General features: G+C 64.2%; 14 protein-coding genes, 1 tRNA gene and 1 pseudogene. 9 read left to right on the forward strand and 7 right to left on the reverse strand.

Features of this window, described 5'->3' with window-relative positions; genetic code table 11:
• Positions 1-11: 11 nt before the first annotated feature.
• The 4 genes from FIU81_RS05160 to FIU81_RS05175 all read right to left on the reverse strand — a co-directional run bounded on the left by FIU81_RS05160 (position 12) and on the right by FIU81_RS05175 (position 4,616).
• Positions 12-770 carry an ABC transporter ATP-binding protein gene (locus tag FIU81_RS05160; protein ID WP_124112425.1) on the reverse strand — a complete coding sequence of 253 codons (759 nt, stop codon included), beginning with the start codon at positions 768-770 and terminating at the stop codon, positions 12-14.
• Positions 771-781: 11 nt separating this feature from the next.
• The gene (locus FIU81_RS05165) at positions 782-1,996 is read right to left on the reverse strand and encodes a branched-chain amino acid ABC transporter permease (protein ID WP_124112477.1); all 1,215 of its coding nucleotides are present in this window, start codon (positions 1,994-1,996) and stop codon (positions 782-784) included.
• A 72-nt stretch (positions 1,997-2,068) separates the two neighbouring features.
• Positions 2,069-3,100: a branched-chain amino acid ABC transporter permease gene (locus FIU81_RS05170; RefSeq protein WP_124112426.1), complete on the reverse strand. Its 1,032-nt coding sequence runs from the start codon at positions 3,098-3,100 to the stop codon at positions 2,069-2,071.
• A 139-nt stretch (positions 3,101-3,239) separates the two neighbouring features.
• Complete coding sequence (locus tag FIU81_RS05175; RefSeq protein ID WP_124112427.1) at positions 3,240-4,616, reverse strand: substrate-binding protein; 1,377 nt, start codon at positions 4,614-4,616, stop codon at positions 3,240-3,242.
• Between the two features lie 226 nt (positions 4,617-4,842).
• Between FIU81_RS05175 and FIU81_RS17145 the strand changes: the two are divergent.
• The 6 genes and pseudogenes from FIU81_RS17145 to FIU81_RS05200 form a co-directional block, all read left to right on the forward strand.
• Positions 4,843-4,974, forward strand: a pseudogene (locus FIU81_RS17145) (helix-turn-helix domain-containing protein); the annotation flags it as partial.
• The gene (locus tag FIU81_RS05180; protein WP_254696006.1) at positions 4,975-6,084 is read left to right on the forward strand and encodes a short-chain fatty acyl-CoA regulator family protein; all 1,110 of its coding nucleotides are present in this window, start codon (positions 4,975-4,977) and stop codon (positions 6,082-6,084) included. It begins immediately after the preceding pseudogene.
• A gap of 69 nt (positions 6,085-6,153) precedes the next feature.
• Positions 6,154-6,546 (forward strand): response regulator transcription factor, encoded by a 393-nt coding sequence (locus FIU81_RS05185; protein ID WP_254696007.1) that lies wholly within the window; start codon positions 6,154-6,156, stop codon positions 6,544-6,546.
• A gap of 19 nt (positions 6,547-6,565) precedes the next feature.
• A complete protein-coding gene (locus tag FIU81_RS05190; protein WP_124112429.1) occupies positions 6,566-6,847 on the forward strand; it encodes a hypothetical protein in 282 nt (93 codons plus the stop codon).
• Complete coding sequence (locus FIU81_RS05195; protein ID WP_124112430.1) at positions 6,847-9,519, forward strand: ATP-binding protein; 2,673 nt, start codon at positions 6,847-6,849, stop codon at positions 9,517-9,519. Before FIU81_RS05190 ends, FIU81_RS05195 begins: the two co-directional genes overlap by 1 nt.
• A gap of 84 nt (positions 9,520-9,603) precedes the next feature.
• A complete protein-coding gene (locus tag FIU81_RS05200; protein WP_216644280.1) occupies positions 9,604-10,503 on the forward strand; it encodes a FliM/FliN family flagellar motor switch protein in 900 nt (299 codons plus the stop codon).
• A gap of 23 nt (positions 10,504-10,526) precedes the next feature.
• On the opposite strand, the gene FIU81_RS05205 is transcribed toward FIU81_RS05200, so the two are convergent.
• Positions 10,527-10,958, reverse strand: a complete 432-nt coding sequence (locus FIU81_RS05205) for a TIGR01244 family sulfur transferase (protein WP_124112432.1) — start codon at positions 10,956-10,958, stop codon at positions 10,527-10,529.
• A 59-nt stretch (positions 10,959-11,017) separates the two neighbouring features.
• Positions 11,018-11,233 carry a hypothetical protein gene (locus FIU81_RS05210; protein WP_124112433.1) on the reverse strand — a complete coding sequence of 72 codons (216 nt, stop codon included), beginning with the start codon at positions 11,231-11,233 and terminating at the stop codon, positions 11,018-11,020.
• Positions 11,234-11,359: 126 nt separating this feature from the next.
• On the opposite strand from FIU81_RS05210, the gene FIU81_RS05215 reads away from it, so the two are divergent.
• From FIU81_RS05215 to FIU81_RS05225, 3 genes are all read left to right on the forward strand, one after another.
• Positions 11,360-11,623 carry a DUF2312 domain-containing protein gene (locus tag FIU81_RS05215; RefSeq protein WP_124112434.1) on the forward strand — a complete coding sequence of 88 codons (264 nt, stop codon included), beginning with the start codon at positions 11,360-11,362 and terminating at the stop codon, positions 11,621-11,623.
• Positions 11,624-11,680: 57 nt separating this feature from the next.
• The gene (locus tag FIU81_RS05220; protein ID WP_124112435.1) at positions 11,681-13,336 is read left to right on the forward strand and encodes an ABC transporter permease; all 1,656 of its coding nucleotides are present in this window, start codon (positions 11,681-11,683) and stop codon (positions 13,334-13,336) included.
• Between the two features lie 11 nt (positions 13,337-13,347).
• A tRNA-Thr gene (locus FIU81_RS05225) sits at positions 13,348-13,423 on the forward strand.
• Between the two features lie 21 nt (positions 13,424-13,444).
• On the opposite strand, the gene FIU81_RS05230 is transcribed toward FIU81_RS05225, so the two are convergent.
• Entirely contained in the window at positions 13,445-14,407 is a 963-nt protein-coding gene (locus tag FIU81_RS05230; RefSeq protein ID WP_124112436.1) for a LysR family transcriptional regulator, read from the reverse strand.
• Between the last annotated feature and the right edge of the window lie 118 nt (positions 14,408-14,525).

Consider the following 14,525-nt stretch of genomic DNA (forward strand, 5'->3'; position numbering starts at 1 on the left):
CGCGGCTGCTCCTAGACTTCGGCTTCGCCAAGGTACGCTTCGCGCACCTTGGGGTTGCCCTTGATGTTCTCTGGCTCGTCCTCGACCAGAGGGGTGCCCTGCGCGAGAACGGTGATCCGGTCGGCAAGGGAGAAGACGACGTGCATGTCGTGTTCGATGATGCACATGGTCAAGTTGCCCTTGGCCTTGATGGTCTTGAGCAGGTCGATGGTGTTGTTGGTATCGGCCCGCGCCATGCCGGCGGTCGGTTCGTCCAGCAGCAAAAGCTTGGGCTTCTGGGACAGGCACATCGCCATTTCCAAGCGCCGCTTGTCACCGCGGGACAGGCTGGAGGCGACGATGTCGCGTTTCCCCAGCATGTTCACCTCGTCCAGCATCTGCTCGGCCTGGGCGGTGATATCGGTTTCATGCTCCGTGCGCTCGATGGCGTGCATGCGGAACGAGCCGTCACGCTTGGCGAAGCAGGGGATCATCACGTTCTCGAACACGGTCAGATCGGCGAAGATTTCCGGCGTCTGGAACACGCGAGAAATACCCATCTGATTGATCTCATAGGGCTTGCGGCCCAGCACGGAGGTGCCGTCGAACGTGACAGAGCCTGAGTCCGGTATCAGCTTGCCCACAAGGCAGTTCAGCAGCGTGGACTTGCCGGCCCCGTTCGGGCCGATGATGGCGTGGCAGGTGTTTTCCTTGACGGACAGGTTCACGTCACCCAACGCCTGCAGACCACCGAAGCGCTTGTTGACGCCTTTGACTTCCAGAATACCCATGGTGTCTCTCCTTATTCCGAGGCGTCGCGCTTGGCGGCGGCTGTGTCTTCCACGTGGGCGCTTTTGCGGTCGCGGCGGAAGATGGTGGCGAAGCGGGTGCCGCCCTCGACCAGACCACCGGGCAGGAAGATGACCACCAGCATGAACATCAGGCCAAGCGTCAGGTGCCAGCCCTTGCCGACGAAGGGGTAGATGATGGTGACGAAGACGTCGGACAGGCCGTCCGGGAAGATCGCGAACCAGGTCTCCAGCGTGGTCTTGTTGATGGTCGACACGATGTTCTCGAAGTACTTGATGAAGCCCGCGCCCAGCACCGGCCCGATCAGGGTGCCAGCGCCGCCGAGGATGGTCATCAGGACTACCTCGCCCGATGCAGTCCAGAACATGCGTTCCGCGCCCACCTGCGTGTCCATCGCCACCAGCAGGCCACCGGCCAGACCGGCATACATGCCAGAGATCACGAAGGCCGCCAGCGTGTAGGGTTTGGGGCTGATTCCGGTGTAATTCAGGCGGTTCTGGTTCGACTTCACCGCCCGCAGCATCATGCCGAAGGGCGAGCGGAAAAGGCGGATCGACAGGTAGAACGCCAGCAGCATCATCGCACCGGCAATGTAATAGCCCGCGTTCAGCGTGAAGGCCCAGCCGCCGACGGTCAGCTCGTAGCTGGCTTTCATATCAAGCCCGAAGAGGTTGGCAGAGGGGCGCGCACCTTCGCCTGCACCGAAGAGACCATCCAGAATGCGCGGGTCGGCCAGCTTCAGTTGCATGCCGGTCTCGCCACCCGTGATGGGCGTCAGGACCGAATAGGCCAGCGCGTAGGACATCATGGCGAAGGCCAGCGTCAGGATCGAGAAGTAGATGCCCGACCGCCGCAGGCTGATGTAGCCCACGAGCAGGCTGAACAGGCCCGCCACGACGACCGACGCGATGATCGCCGGGATGACGTTGGTGGTCAGCAGCTTCATCATCCAGATGCCCGCGTAGGAACCGACACCCAGGAAGGCTGCGTGGCCGAACGAGAGGTAGCCGGTTAGCCCGAACAGGATGTTGAAGCCGATGGCGAAGGTGCCGAAGATCACGAACCGCTGCATCAGGTCGGGATAGCCGGCGTTGAACAAGGCCATGCCGCTGTCCACCGGGAAGGGGTTCAGGATGAACGGCGCAAGCACGGTCAACCCGACCACCAGTAGGAATAGGCCGAAGTCCTTTTTGCGCAGGCCCAGGATAGAGGCCGACTTGGCGCGTGTCGTGGATCGGCCAGCGGCGACGGGGGCGGATGTTGTTTGATCGGTCATGGCTTATTCCTCCATCACGCCTTTGCGGCCCATCAGGCCACGGGGGCGGGTCAGCAGCACGATGATGGCCACCAGGTAGATGATGATCTGATTGATGCCGGGCACCAGGTCGAGCACTTGGGACATGGACGCGAAAGCCTCGATGATGCCCAGAAGGAAGCCCGCCAGCACGGCGCCCGGAAGGCTGCCCATGCCACCCACGACGACCACGACGAAGGACAGCACAAGGAAATCCATGCCCATGTGGTAGTTCGGACTGTTGATCGGCGTGTACATCACCCCAGCAAGTCCTGCGACAGCGGCCGCGATGCCGAACATGATGGTGAAGCGCTTGTCGATGTCGATGCCAAGGATGGTTACCGTTTCACGGTCGGCCATACCGGCGCGAACGACCATGCCGAAGGTGGTGAACTGCAGGAAGCCGAAGACTGCGGCGATCACGACCATGGCGAACAGGAAGTAGATCAGGCGCCAGTAGGGGTACACGATCGAGCCTGCGTCAAAGCCCAGCAGCATCCCGAAGTCGAAGCTGCCGACGAAGGCGTCCGGCGCGGGTGTCGGGATCGGGTTGGCGCCGTAGAAATACTTGATGACCTCTTGCAGCACGATGGCCAGGCCGAAGGTCACAAGGATCTGGTCGGCGTGGGGGCGCTTGTAGAAGTGGCGGATCAGGCCGCGCTCCATCGCGACCCCGATGCCGATCATCACGGGAATGGCGAAGAGGATGGAAATCGGAACCGCCCAGTCGATGATGCCAGCGCCTAGGTTCTCACCGAAGATGCTGTAGATGTAGGGCACATCCATGGTCATCGGGTTGCCAAGGAAGTCGGTGCGCCCTTCGACGACGACCTCGTGGCTGAGTTGCAGCAGGTTCGACATGGTGACGGCGCAGAAGGCCCCCAGCATGAACAGCGCGCCGTGGGCGAAATTGACGACCCCAAGGGTGCCGAAAATGAGGGTAAGGCCCAAGGCGATCAGCGCATAGGCGCTGCCCTTGTCCAGACCGTTCAGGACTTGAAGGATGATGGCTTCCATTGCGGCGGACTCCGGCTTGCACGTTTCCTGTGCCGCCGCCCCGAAAGGGCAGCGGTGATACTCTTGTGTCTGTGTATTTGGTCAGACGATGCGCCGCTGATGGCGCGATGCCCCGGACCGAAGCCCGGGGCGGGGCGCATTACGCGCCGGGGTTGCACTCACCCAAGGAGCCACCGGCGAACTGGGCGTTGTCCGGCTCGTAGGTGACTTGCTCGGCAGGCGTGACCTCGACGATTTCGACCAGGTCGAATTCGTTCTCGGGGTTCTCCTTGCCGCGCACCACGACCACGTCCTTGAAGCACTGGTGATCGTCGGCACGGTAGGTGGTCGGACCATTGCCCAGGCCGTCGAACTCGAAGCCTTCGAGAGCTTCGACCACGGCGCAGGGGTTGAACGAGCCTGCACGGGTGACGGCATCGGCGTAGAGCATCGTCTGCACGTAGCAGGTGTGCGCGGCCTGCGACGGCGGGAAGCCGTACTTTTCGCCGAAGGACTGAACGAAGGCGTTGGTGCCGGAGTAGCGGTCGCCCAGCTGGTTCTCCAGCTTCCAGTCCCAGTTCTGCGAACCAAGGATGCCGGCGATGTTCTGACCCGCACCGCGCGCCATCAGCTCGGAGTACAGCGGCACGACGATTTCGAACTGCTTGTCGCCGACCATGCGCTCACGCAGGCCGAACTGGACGGCGTTGGTCAGCGAGTTGACCATGTTGCCGCCGTAGTGGTTCAGCACGAGGACATCGGCGTCGGACTGCAGGACCGGCGCGATGTAGGACGAGAAGTCCGTCTGCGTCAGCGGCGTCTTGACCGAGTTCACGGTGGACCAGCCAAGGGCTTCGGTCGACTCGCGCATGGCCTGCTCGGTCGTGTAGCCCCAGTTGTAGTCGGCGGTCAGGTGATAGGCCTTACGGTCGTTGCCGTACTGGTCGACCAGGATCGGCGCGAGAGCGGCACCCGACATGTAGGAGTTGAAGAAGTGGCGGAAGCCGTTGGCCTTCTTGTCCTTGCCGGTCGTGTCGTTGGAGTGCGTGAGGCCCGCCATGAAGATGACGCCAGCGGTCTGGCACAGGTCCTGCACGGCCACGGCCACACCGGACGAAGAACCGCCCGAGATCATGATCGCGCCGTCTTTCTGGATCATCGACTGCGCGGATGCGCGTGCGGCGTCAGACTTGGTCTGCGTGTCGCCGGTGACGAACTGAACCCGCTTGCCGTTGATGCCGTTGCCTTCCAGCACCTGGCTGGAGAACGTCCGCATCATGCCGCCGTCGCCTTCGCCGTTCAGGTGCTCGACCGCCAGCTCGAATGCGCGCAGCTCGTCGGCGCCTTCATCGGCGTAGGGGCCGGACTGGGGCACGTTGAAGCCCAGCGTGACGGTGTCGCCTTCTGGCGCGTTGGTGAAGCCGGTGTGGGCGGCGGCCCAGACCGATCCGGTGAAGATCGTGGGCGTCGCAAGCGCGATGCCGGTCGCGGCACCGGTCTTCATCAGACCGCGGCGCGTCAGGTTCGATTTCGTCATGAGTATCCTCCCGATTTCATGTCGAAGCGCCGATCGTTTCCTCCCACGGCGCTTCATGTCCCTTTACAGGACTGGGGCGATAATGTGGCGTGGCGTCATTCCGCGCAACAAATCATTGTGACGCTTGGTTATTTCTGTAAATAATTGTCATGCCTTGGCGAGCAATTTGTAAACTTCTTTGTGTTGCGTCGCAGAAAGCCATTGGGGACACGTAAGGAATCGCGGAATGGAGGCAGGCGGCGCAGGTGCGCGGATACGGTCCAAAAGGATCGAGCGGGGGCTCAGTCAGACCGAACTCGCCCAGCGGGCGCAGATCTCGGCCTCATACCTCAGTCTGATTGAGCATGACCGTCGTCCGGTGAGCGGGAAAGCCTTGGCGCGCATCGCGTCGGCCTTGGGAAGCGATCCGGCCACCTTGTCGGGCGGAGCGGATGCGCAGGTGGTGAAGGCGCTGAGCCGGGCGGCCAGCCGCCATGCCGACGCGGGTGAGGCTGGGCAGGCGGTGCGCTTCGCGGCGGAGTTTCCGGATTGGGCGCAGCTGGTCGTCGATCAATCCGCGCGGATCGCGGCGCTGGAAGCGCAGGTCGCCGCCATGGGGGATCGAATGGCGCATGATCCCGCGCTGTCGGCCTCTGTCCACGATGTATTGTCGGTCGCAACGGCAATCCGGTCCACCGCCGCCATCCTTGCGGCGGGCGAGCCGTTGGAGCGTGAGTGGCAGGATCGTTTTCACCGTAACATCCACGAAGACAGCCGCCGTTTGGCGTCATCGGCGCAGGGTCTCGCCGCCTATCTGACGGATGGACGGCGCGAAGACGAATTGGCGACGCCAGAGGAAGAGGTGACCGCTTGGTTGGCCGAACGCGACCACGTGGTGCGCGGGACGGAAGCGGTGGACGATGGGCTAAGCGCGGCGGGGCGTGCTGCGTTGGGGCGGTATCTGCAAGAGGTTCGTGCGGATGTGGCAATGCTCGATCCGGTCGTACTGCTCGATGCGTTTCAGGACTGCGGTCGCGATCCTTTCGCCACCGTGGATGCGCTGGAAGTGGCGCCAGAGGTGGTGCTGCGGTCCATCGCGCGATTGCCGGAGGCGGCGGCGGGGCCGGTGGGATTGGTGGAATGCGACGGGGCAGGAGCGGTGCTGCATCGCCGCGCGGTTCCCGGTTTCGACATTCCGCGAGCAGGTGCGGCCTGCGCGCTTTGGCCGATCTTTCAGGTGCTGCTGTCGTCCGAACACCCCCGCCGCGATCTGGTGCGGCAGGCAGGGCCAGACGCGCGCCCCATGCTGGCCTACAGCGTCGCGCGGATCGGTCGGGCAGGGGGGCTCTCGGCTCCGCTGACCGCGCGGGCGACGATGCTGCTGATGCCCGCGCCGCTTGGTCAGGATGTGGCTCCGTCGGTTGGATCAAGTTGCCGGATGTGCCCCTTGACCGACTGCCCGGCACGGCGCGCGGCGTCCATCCTTTGACATTGGTCTGCGCTACACAGCATAGTCGCCGGATATAGCTGAACGGACCTTTTGGGAGGAGGGTCGGTCTTGGCCGATGAGCGACGCCGCGTCCTTCTGATCGAGGACGAACCCAACATCATCGAAGCGATCCGCTTCATCCTAAGCCGGGATGGCTGGCATGTTGCGACCCATAGCACGGGGCGCGACGCGGTAGAGGCTGTGCGCACTCGCTCGCCCGACGTGGTGATCCTGGACGTGATGCTGCCCGAACGATCCGGCTACGACATTCTGGCGGATCTGCGCGCGGCGGAAGCCACCGCGCGGCTGCCGGTTCTGATGCTGACCGCACGCGGGCAGGAGAAAGAGCGCGACATGGCGCTGCGCATCGGCGCGGACAAGTTCATGACCAAGCCCTTCAGCAACGCAGAGATGCTGGAGGCCGTGCGCGCGCTGGGTCCCGCGCAGAAGAAGCGGGCGTGACCGTCGGCGCGGCCCCGGCATGAGGCAGCCCGCCGATCTGCCGTTTCTCGAACGCGCCGTCTACCGGGCGCGCCGGGTGCAGGATGCCGGACGGCTCCTGCCGGTTCTGGGCGCGGTCCTGTTCCTGCTGCCGATCCTGTGGGCTGCTGGGCAGACCGGATCCACGGTGCGCAGCGGGATCTACCTGTTCACGGCATGGGCGGCGCTTGTTGCCTGTTCTGCGGTCCTGTCGCGGATTCTGATCCGTACCGACGGGATTGAAAGCGAAAAGGCACAGCCCGACCGGAAGGCAGACGACTGATGCCCGTGGTCAACCTGCTGATCCTGTGCTGTGCGCTTTACGCTGTGGCCTTGTTCGGCATCGCGTTCCTTGCCGAGCGTCTGTCGCAGCGTGGGCGTGCGCGGTGGCTGCGGGGGCCGGCGATCTATACGCTGTCACTGTCAATCTACTGCACCGCCTGGACCTTCTATGGGGCCGTCGGCTACGCGGCGCGGTCGGGGTTGGAGTTCGTGACGATCTACCTTGGTCCCACGCTGGTGCTGATCGGCTGGTGGGCGCTTCTGCGCAAGCTGGTGCGTGTGGGACGGGCGCAGCGGATCACCTCCATTGCCGACCTGATCTCGTCCCGGTTCGGGAAGTCGAACTATCTGGGCGGTCTGGTCACGCTGCTCGCCGTTATCGCCACCACACCGTATATCGCGCTGCAATTGCAGTCGGTGACTCTCAGCTTCGCGGTTGCTTCCGGCGGGCCGGACGCGGCGGATGACACGAATGCCATCGCGATCTGGGTCGCGATCGGGTTGGCAGTCTTCGCCATCGTCTTCGGCACCCGACGATTAGATGCAAACGAACGCCATGACGGCATCGTCGCCGCCATCGCGGTTGAGGCTGTGGTCAAGCTGGTGGCGCTGCTGTCGGTGGGGCTGTTCGTAGTCTTTGCTCTGGCAGGCGGCGTGAATGAAACACTGTCGATCATCGACGCGTCCCCCATCGCTGCGTGGGAGATGCAGCCCGCCCGCTGGGTCGGGCTGACCTTCTTGGCGGCGGCGGCGTTTCTGTGCTTGCCGCGCATGTTCCAAGTGCTGGTGGTCGAGAATTCGGATGAGCGGCATCTGGCGACCGCAAGCTGGGCCTTCCCGGCTTACCTGTTGCTGATGTCCCTGTTCGTGGTGCCCATCGCGGCGGTGGGCTTGGCGCGCATGCCAGCAGGGGCAAACCCGGATTTGTTCGTGCTGACCTTGCCATTGGTCGAGGGGCAGACGGCGCTGGCGACCCTGTCGTTCCTTGGGGGATTTTCGTCCGCAACCTCGATGGTGATCGTCGCGGCGATCGCGCTGGCGACGATGATCTCGAACCACATCGTCATGCCCCTATGGCTACGGGCCAGCCCTGCACAGGCGACCATGTCGGGCGACGTGCGCCGGTTGGTGATCCGGGCGCGGAGGTTTTCCATTCTTGGCATCTTGGCGCTGGGCTACCTGTATTATCGCCTGTCGGGGGGCGGCACGGCGCTGGCGGCAATCGGTCTAATCTCTTTCGTCGGGATCGCTCAGACTTTTCCCGCTCTGCTGGGCGGCATCCTGTGGCGCGGGGCCACCCGCGTCGGCGCGGCGCTGGGCCTGTCGCTGGGGCTGGCGCTGTGGGTCTGGACACTGTTCCTGCCGTCGGTGGCCGGGGGCTTGCCCGAAAGTGTGATGGCCGCAGGGCCGTGGGGCTTTGGCTGGCTGCGCCCTCAGGCGCTGTTCGGGATAGAGGGCGTGGATCCGCTGGTGCATGCCGTCTTCTGGTCGATGGCGTTCAACGCGGGCGGGCTGGTGCTGGGGTCGCTGCTGACGTTCCCCAGCCCGATGGAGCGGTTGCAGGGTGCCGCCATGGTCAACGTCTTCCGCGCGAACCCCAGCGCGCGGGGCTGGCAGCCGGCCCAGATCGACGCAGAGGATCTGCTGGTCATGGCGCAGCGCATCCTTGGTGCGACAGAGGCGCAGGCGTTGTTTCGCGGGGCGGCGCTGGCGCAGGGGCGCGAGGGGTATCTGCCCGAGGTGGATCAAGACTTCCTGGAGGCGTTGGAACGTGAGTTGGCCGGGTCGGTAGGCGGTGCCACGGCCCATGCGATGCTGATCCAGATTACCGGCGGCGGCGCGGTGTCGGTCGCAGAGTTGATGCGCGTGGCCGACGAGACAGCGCAGATCATGGAAAGCTCGGCCCGCGCCGAGGCGCAAAGCCGCGAACTGAGCCGCACCGCTGCGCAGCTGCGCGAGGCGAACGACAAGCTGACCCGCCTATCGGTGCAGAAGGACGCGTTTCTCAGTCAGGTAAGCCACGAGTTGCGCACGCCCATGACCTCTATCCGCTCATTCTCCGAGATATTGCGTGATGGCGCGGACGACATGGATCGGGCCGACCGCACACGGTTTGCAGACGTGATCCACGGTGAGACCCTGCGCCTGACCCGCCTGCTCGATGATCTTCTGGACTTGTCCGTTCTGGAGTCGGGTCAGGTCAGCCTGCGAATGGATACGATTCGGCTGAGCGAGGTGATCGACCGTGCGCTGACCAGTCTCGACGGTGGCGGCGTGCGGATCACGCGGGATATCGCGGTCGATCCGCTGCTGACGACCGACTCGGACCGGCTGACGCAGGTGTTCATCAATCTTGTGATGAATTGTCGAAAGTACTGCACCGTTGGCGACCCGCATCTGCGGATCGTCTCGCGGCTCGTCGGGGACGGCTTGGTGGTGGACCTGATCGACAACGGGCCGGGCATCCCCAAGGGCCAGCAGAAGATGATTTTCGAGAAGTTCGCGCGTGGTGGCGACAGTCGCGCGGCGGGCGGTGCGGGGCTTGGACTGGCGATTTGCCGAGAGATCATGGATCGGTTGGGTGGCGCGATCACCTACCTGCCGGGGCAGGGTGGTGCGGCGTTCCGATTGCAGTTGCCGCTTCGGGACATTGCCGTTCGGGCCGCGGAATAATTCCGCTAAACTTCTTAACCTTCGCGATTTGTTAAGACACCGCCGTCACGATGACCGCACCTAGATATGAGTGCCGCTGTTCCGATGACCGACGGATCGCCCTTGCGCCGAAAGATCGGTGCATCGAAAACCGAGGCTCCGCCGCCCCTTGGCCCCGAGCGGGTCTGGCGGCGTGCGGTGACGCATGCGATCGGGCGTGGACTTGGCCTGTCGATTGAGGTGACGAGCGTCACCCGCGCCGCCGTCACCCCGGATGGGGCGACGAAACTGATGGCCGACGGCACGCTCGTGCTCTTGCTGGACGGGCCGGGGACCGGCGGTATCGCCTATCTGGATCCCGGTCCCCTTGCGGCGATCATCGAACGGCAAACGCGCGGATCATTGGGCAAGCGCTCGGTCGCCGTAAGGCGACCCACCGAAACTGACGCTGCGCTGGCTGCCGACAGTATCGACCGTATCCTCGGCACGTTCGACCTGATGAACGCCGAACTTGGCCTGACCGGGATCACCACAGGCTACCGCTTCGGCACGCGCATCGCGCAATCCCGCGAAATTGCTCTGGCACTGCCGGATGCGCCGCACGATCACTGGCGGATCGACATCGCGTTCCCCGAATCAGAGACGCGTGCCGGGTCGTTGCACATCGTCCTGCCGCAGGTGCAGCTTCCCGAATTGACCGACCAGACCCCGGCCAAAGGGTGGAGCGACAAGATCGAGCGTCGTGTCATGGGAAGCGAGATCGTTCTGCATGCTGAACTTGGGGCACTGACCCTGACAGCGGATGCACTGCGTGGGCTGACCGTCGGGCACGCGCTGACCCTGCCGCGCAGCCAGATCGGGCAGGTGGCTTTGAAAGCGCCAACGGGTACCGTCGTGGCGCGGGGCCGTTTGGGCCAGTCAGCGGGGCGCAAGGCGCTGCGGATCGAGGCCGCGACGCCAGAGCCATTTCATGAGCGTCAGACTGCGACTGAGGAAACTTTATGACGTCCGGGCCGACGCGTCGCGGTCTAGTCAGCCGCCTTGGCCAGAGCGTCGATCGTCGGGGCCAGAGGGGACAGGTCGTAGCCACCGCGCGCGCCAGATGCGATGATTTCGGACGCGGGCATCCGGCCCGCCTGTCCCAACGCCCAGATATGCGTCGACCGGGTGCCAGAGCGGCAATAGGCGAAGGCTTTGCCCTCTGCCGTTTCGACAGCACTGCGGTGTGCTGCCAACATTTCCGGCGTCAGGCCGCTGTGATCCACCGGGATCCGCACAAAGTCGAGGCCCGCATCCTTGCAGGCGGCAGCGATGGCGGCGCTGGCTTCGTCCCCCGACACTTCCGAGTCGGGACGGTTACAGATCACGAGGGTGAAGCCCTGCTGCGCAAGTTCAGACACGTCGGCGGGCTGGATCTGCGGGCTGACGGCGTAATCTTCGGTGATGTAGCGGATATCCATCGTTATGCTCCCATGGGCCTGCGCGACGTCTTGCCGCCCGGATCGCGCCTGCGCAACCCTCAGCCCAGCAGAAGGCCCACGGCAACCATGATCAAGCCAAGCGAGGACAGCAGCAGCGCGCCAAGGTTCCAAGCCACCAGACCGCGTAGCCGGTCGCGCATCTCCTCATCCGACAGACCTGCACGCTTTGCGCGCATTGCGGTGACGATGCAGTAGATCAGTCCGCACAGGCCCAGCAGAGACAGGATAACTCCGATCCAGATCAGCAATTGCATGGTGCAGCCCCTTGTTTCGCGCGGCTCTCGTGTAGGACGGGCAGGCGCCCCCCGCAACCGCCCTTGCCACCGCCGCGCGGCGGCGTATAGACGAGGCCCCGTTCCCCTTTTGAAAGGCCCCGTCCGATGTCTGACTCCAGCGTGATCGACAGCACCTACAAGGTCACCGCAGACGAGTTGCGCCAGATCATCGAACGCTATGAGCGGTTGGAGCAGGAAAAGAAGGACATCGCCGAAGCGCAGAAGGAAGTCATGGCCGAGGCGAAAGGCCGCGGCTACGACACCAAGGTGCTGCGCAAGGTGATCGCGCTGCGCAAGCGTGACAAGGACGACATTGCCGAGGAAGAGGCGGTGTTGGAGATGTATAAAGAAGCGCTGGGCATGAGCTAAGGCACCCGCGCGCATGCCCCGCTGGACGAGCACCGCGCCGTAGCCTAGATCGGGGTCATGGCCGATCAAATCAGTCAGGTACCCATTCGCGCGCCCCGGCTGGACCGCTGGTCCTTCGGCGCTGCGATCATCGCGGCGCTGGTCTTGTTGCCGGTGGCTACGGTCGTATGGTTGGCCTTCCATCCGTCAGAGCCGATATGGGGCCACCTGATCTCGACCACGCTGCCGCGCTACATGGGCAATTCGGTCGTGCTGATGCTGGCCGTCGGAACGATCTCGGGCGTCGTCGGCACATTATCCGCGTGGCTGGTCGTCATGTACCGCTTTCCGGGCCGCGGCTGGTTGCAGTGGGCGCTGCTGACACCGCTCGCGATCCCGGCTTATGTGGGCGCCTACGCCTTGGTCGATTTCCTTGAATATGCCGGTCCCGTGCAGACGGCCCTGCGCGGTGCGATGGGCTGGGAAAGCGCGCGAGACTACTGGTTCCCCGACATCCGTTCTCGCGGGGGGGCGATCGTCGTGATCTCTGCCGCGCTATTTCCGTATGTTTATCTGCTCGCGCGGGCCGCGTTCCGAGAGCTGTCGGCGCAAAGTTTCGATGTCGCACGCGCGCTCGGCGCAGGTCCGGTCGCGCGGTTCCGGCGCGTGGGGCTGCCTTTGGCGCGCCCGGCCATCGCGGCGGGCATGGCCGTCGTGATGATGGAAACGGTCAACGATTTTGGCACTGTCGAGTATTTCGGCGTGCAGACCCTGACCACCGGCATCTTCACCGTCTGGCTCGAGGGCGGCAACGCGGGCGGCGCCGCACAGATCGCCTGCGTCATTCTCGTTTTGATCCTTGTGCTGGCGACGCTTGAAAAACTGTCGCGCCGCCGCGCACGGTTCTACGCATTAGGCCGGTCGGAACGGCGGCCGGTGGCGGCACCTTTGGGCGGCCTGCGCGGTTGGGTCGCCACCCTGTTCTGCGCGGGGCCGGTGCTGGTCGGCTTCGTGCTGCCGGTCGGCGTGATCACCTCTCATGCGTTGCGGTCTATGGATCGCTGGGCCGATCCGGGCCTGGTACGCGCGGCGTGGCATACGCTGGTGACGGGTGGGGCCGCTGCGGTTCTGACCGTCGCGGCCGCGCTGTTCCTCGTCTACGGCGTCCGTCTGTCCGGCCGGGCGCTACCACGGATGCTGATGCCCGCAACGCTGATCGGCTACGCGGCTCCCGGCGCGGTCCTGGGGCTGGGGCTGCTGATCCCGCTGGCGTGGTTCGACAACCGCGTGGCCGATGCGGTTCTGGCGATCACAGGCAGTGATCCGGGGCTGATCCTGACAGGCTCTGCCGCTGCCATCGTGCTGGCCTATGCGGTGCGATTCTTCGCCATCGCGCAGGGCGCTTGCGACTCGGCGATGGGGCGGGTCTCGCCATCGTTGCCGATGGCCGCACGTGCGCTGGGGCGGACGGCAGGGGGGGCGTTGGGGTCGGTCTACATGCCCATGATGCGCGGATCGGTGGCGACGGCCTTGCTGTTGGTGTTCGTCGACGCAGTGAAGGAGTTGCCCGCGACTCTGCTGCTAAGGCCATTTAATTACAACACCTTAGCAACGCGCGTTTATGAGCAGGCGTCCTTGGAACGGATCGGCGAAGCGGCCCCGGCGGCGCTGATCGTGACAGCAGTCGGCTTAGTTGCCGTCGCCATCCTTGCACGCACGCAATCACGCGGCTAAATCGGTCCCGCGCCCCTATAGCTCAGCTGGTAGAGCAGTGGTTTTGTAAACCGAAGGTCGGGAGTTCGAGTCTCTCTGGGGGCACCACACATTCAGCATTCCGCACACTCATGCCACGTGCTCCATCAGCATGTCGTGAACCCGCTGGGCGGCGGGGGAGAGGTCGTCGTCGGAGCGGCGGACGAGGCCGAAGGTCTTGACCCGCAGGTCGGGGGCGACGTTCAGCGTCTCCAGCCGCCCGGCTAATGCCGTATCGCGAACGAAGAATTCTGCGACGTCCGAGGCCAGTGGTGCGATGGCGTCGGATGTGTGGATGAGCCCTAGCGTGAACAGGGTCGAGCTGGTGCCGATCACGTGTTCGGGCAGGCGGTAGCCGCGGGATACAAGATAGGTTTCTGTCGTCTGGCGCAGAAGTCCGCCGGGCGGTTGCATGACCCAGTCGAAGGACATGCACTCCTCCAGCGTGGTCTTTGGCTTCTGCGCAAGCGGGTGGCCTTGGCGCACCACAAGGCTGATCGGTTCTTCACGAACCGGATTGAACAGGAACGGGCGTCCGTCGGTGCCGTCCGGCACGCGCCCGATGAAGAAATCGAGTTCACGTGATAGAAGATCGACGGCCAGCTTGGTCGAGGTGTCCACGTGGACGGCAAGTTCGATCTGCGGGAAATCGCGTCGCAGCAGGTGGATGACCGGCAGAAGCCATTTTAGCGACGGGCCCGTGACCGAGCCGACTCGGACAAGGCCGGTTTCGCCATGCATCGATTGCAACAGGCGGCTTTGTGTGAGGTCCAGATCGGCCAGAAGGCGAATCGCACCGTTGGCCAGGACCTCCCCTGCTTCGGTCAGTCGTACGCCGCGCGGGTGGCGATTGAACAGGGTCGCGCCGGTCGCGCTTTCCAACTGAGACAGCAGACGGGAGGCCGCCGGTTGGGTCATGCCCACCATTTCAGCGGCGGCAAGGATCTGTTCGGTTTCTTTCAGGCAGGCGATCAACTGAAGATGGGTCAGCTTCACACCTTTTCGGATCAGGTGCCCGGTCAGGCGGTCGGTGCGTGCGTCGGTGCGGCTCATCGCGTGGGCTCCTCATGTCGTTCGGCTAAGCGGTCTCTACACTTCATCGTTTGGATATGATCATTCTGGTATGTCCAAGGATGAATAAGGCATTTGCAGGCATAGGCCAGTGGCGCAA

This window comes from Palleronia sp. THAF1, from assembly GCF_009363795.1.
Lineage (GTDB): Bacteria > Pseudomonadota > Alphaproteobacteria > Rhodobacterales > Rhodobacteraceae > Palleronia.

Bases quoted from the DNA above. Each gene is read 5' to 3' on its own strand.
- FIU81_RS05160 (WP_124112425.1), bottom strand. From the start codon at position 770: ATGGGTATTCTGGAAGTCAAAGGCGTCAACAAGCGCTTCGGTGGTCTG.
- FIU81_RS05170 (WP_124112426.1), bottom strand. From the start codon at position 3,100: ATGGAAGCCATCATCCTTCAAGTCCTGAACGGTCTGGACAAGGGCAGC.
- FIU81_RS05175 (WP_124112427.1), bottom strand. From the start codon at position 4,616: ATGACGAAATCGAACCTGACGCGCCGCGGTCTGATGAAGACCGGTGCC.
- FIU81_RS05190 (WP_124112429.1), top strand. From the start codon at position 6,566: ATGAGGCAGCCCGCCGATCTGCCGTTTCTCGAACGCGCCGTCTACCGG.
- FIU81_RS05195 (WP_124112430.1), top strand. From the start codon at position 6,847: ATGCCCGTGGTCAACCTGCTGATCCTGTGCTGTGCGCTTTACGCTGTG.
- FIU81_RS05200 (WP_216644280.1), top strand. From the start codon at position 9,604: ATGACCGACGGATCGCCCTTGCGCCGAAAGATCGGTGCATCGAAAACC.
- FIU81_RS05205 (WP_124112432.1), bottom strand. From the start codon at position 10,958: ATGGATATCCGCTACATCACCGAAGATTACGCCGTCAGCCCGCAGATC.
- FIU81_RS05210 (WP_124112433.1), bottom strand. From the start codon at position 11,233: ATGCAATTGCTGATCTGGATCGGAGTTATCCTGTCTCTGCTGGGCCTG.
- FIU81_RS05215 (WP_124112434.1), top strand. From the start codon at position 11,360: ATGTCTGACTCCAGCGTGATCGACAGCACCTACAAGGTCACCGCAGAC.
- FIU81_RS05220 (WP_124112435.1), top strand. From the start codon at position 11,681: ATGGCCGATCAAATCAGTCAGGTACCCATTCGCGCGCCCCGGCTGGAC.
- FIU81_RS05230 (WP_124112436.1), bottom strand. From the start codon at position 14,407: ATGAGCCGCACCGACGCACGCACCGACCGCCTGACCGGGCACCTGATC.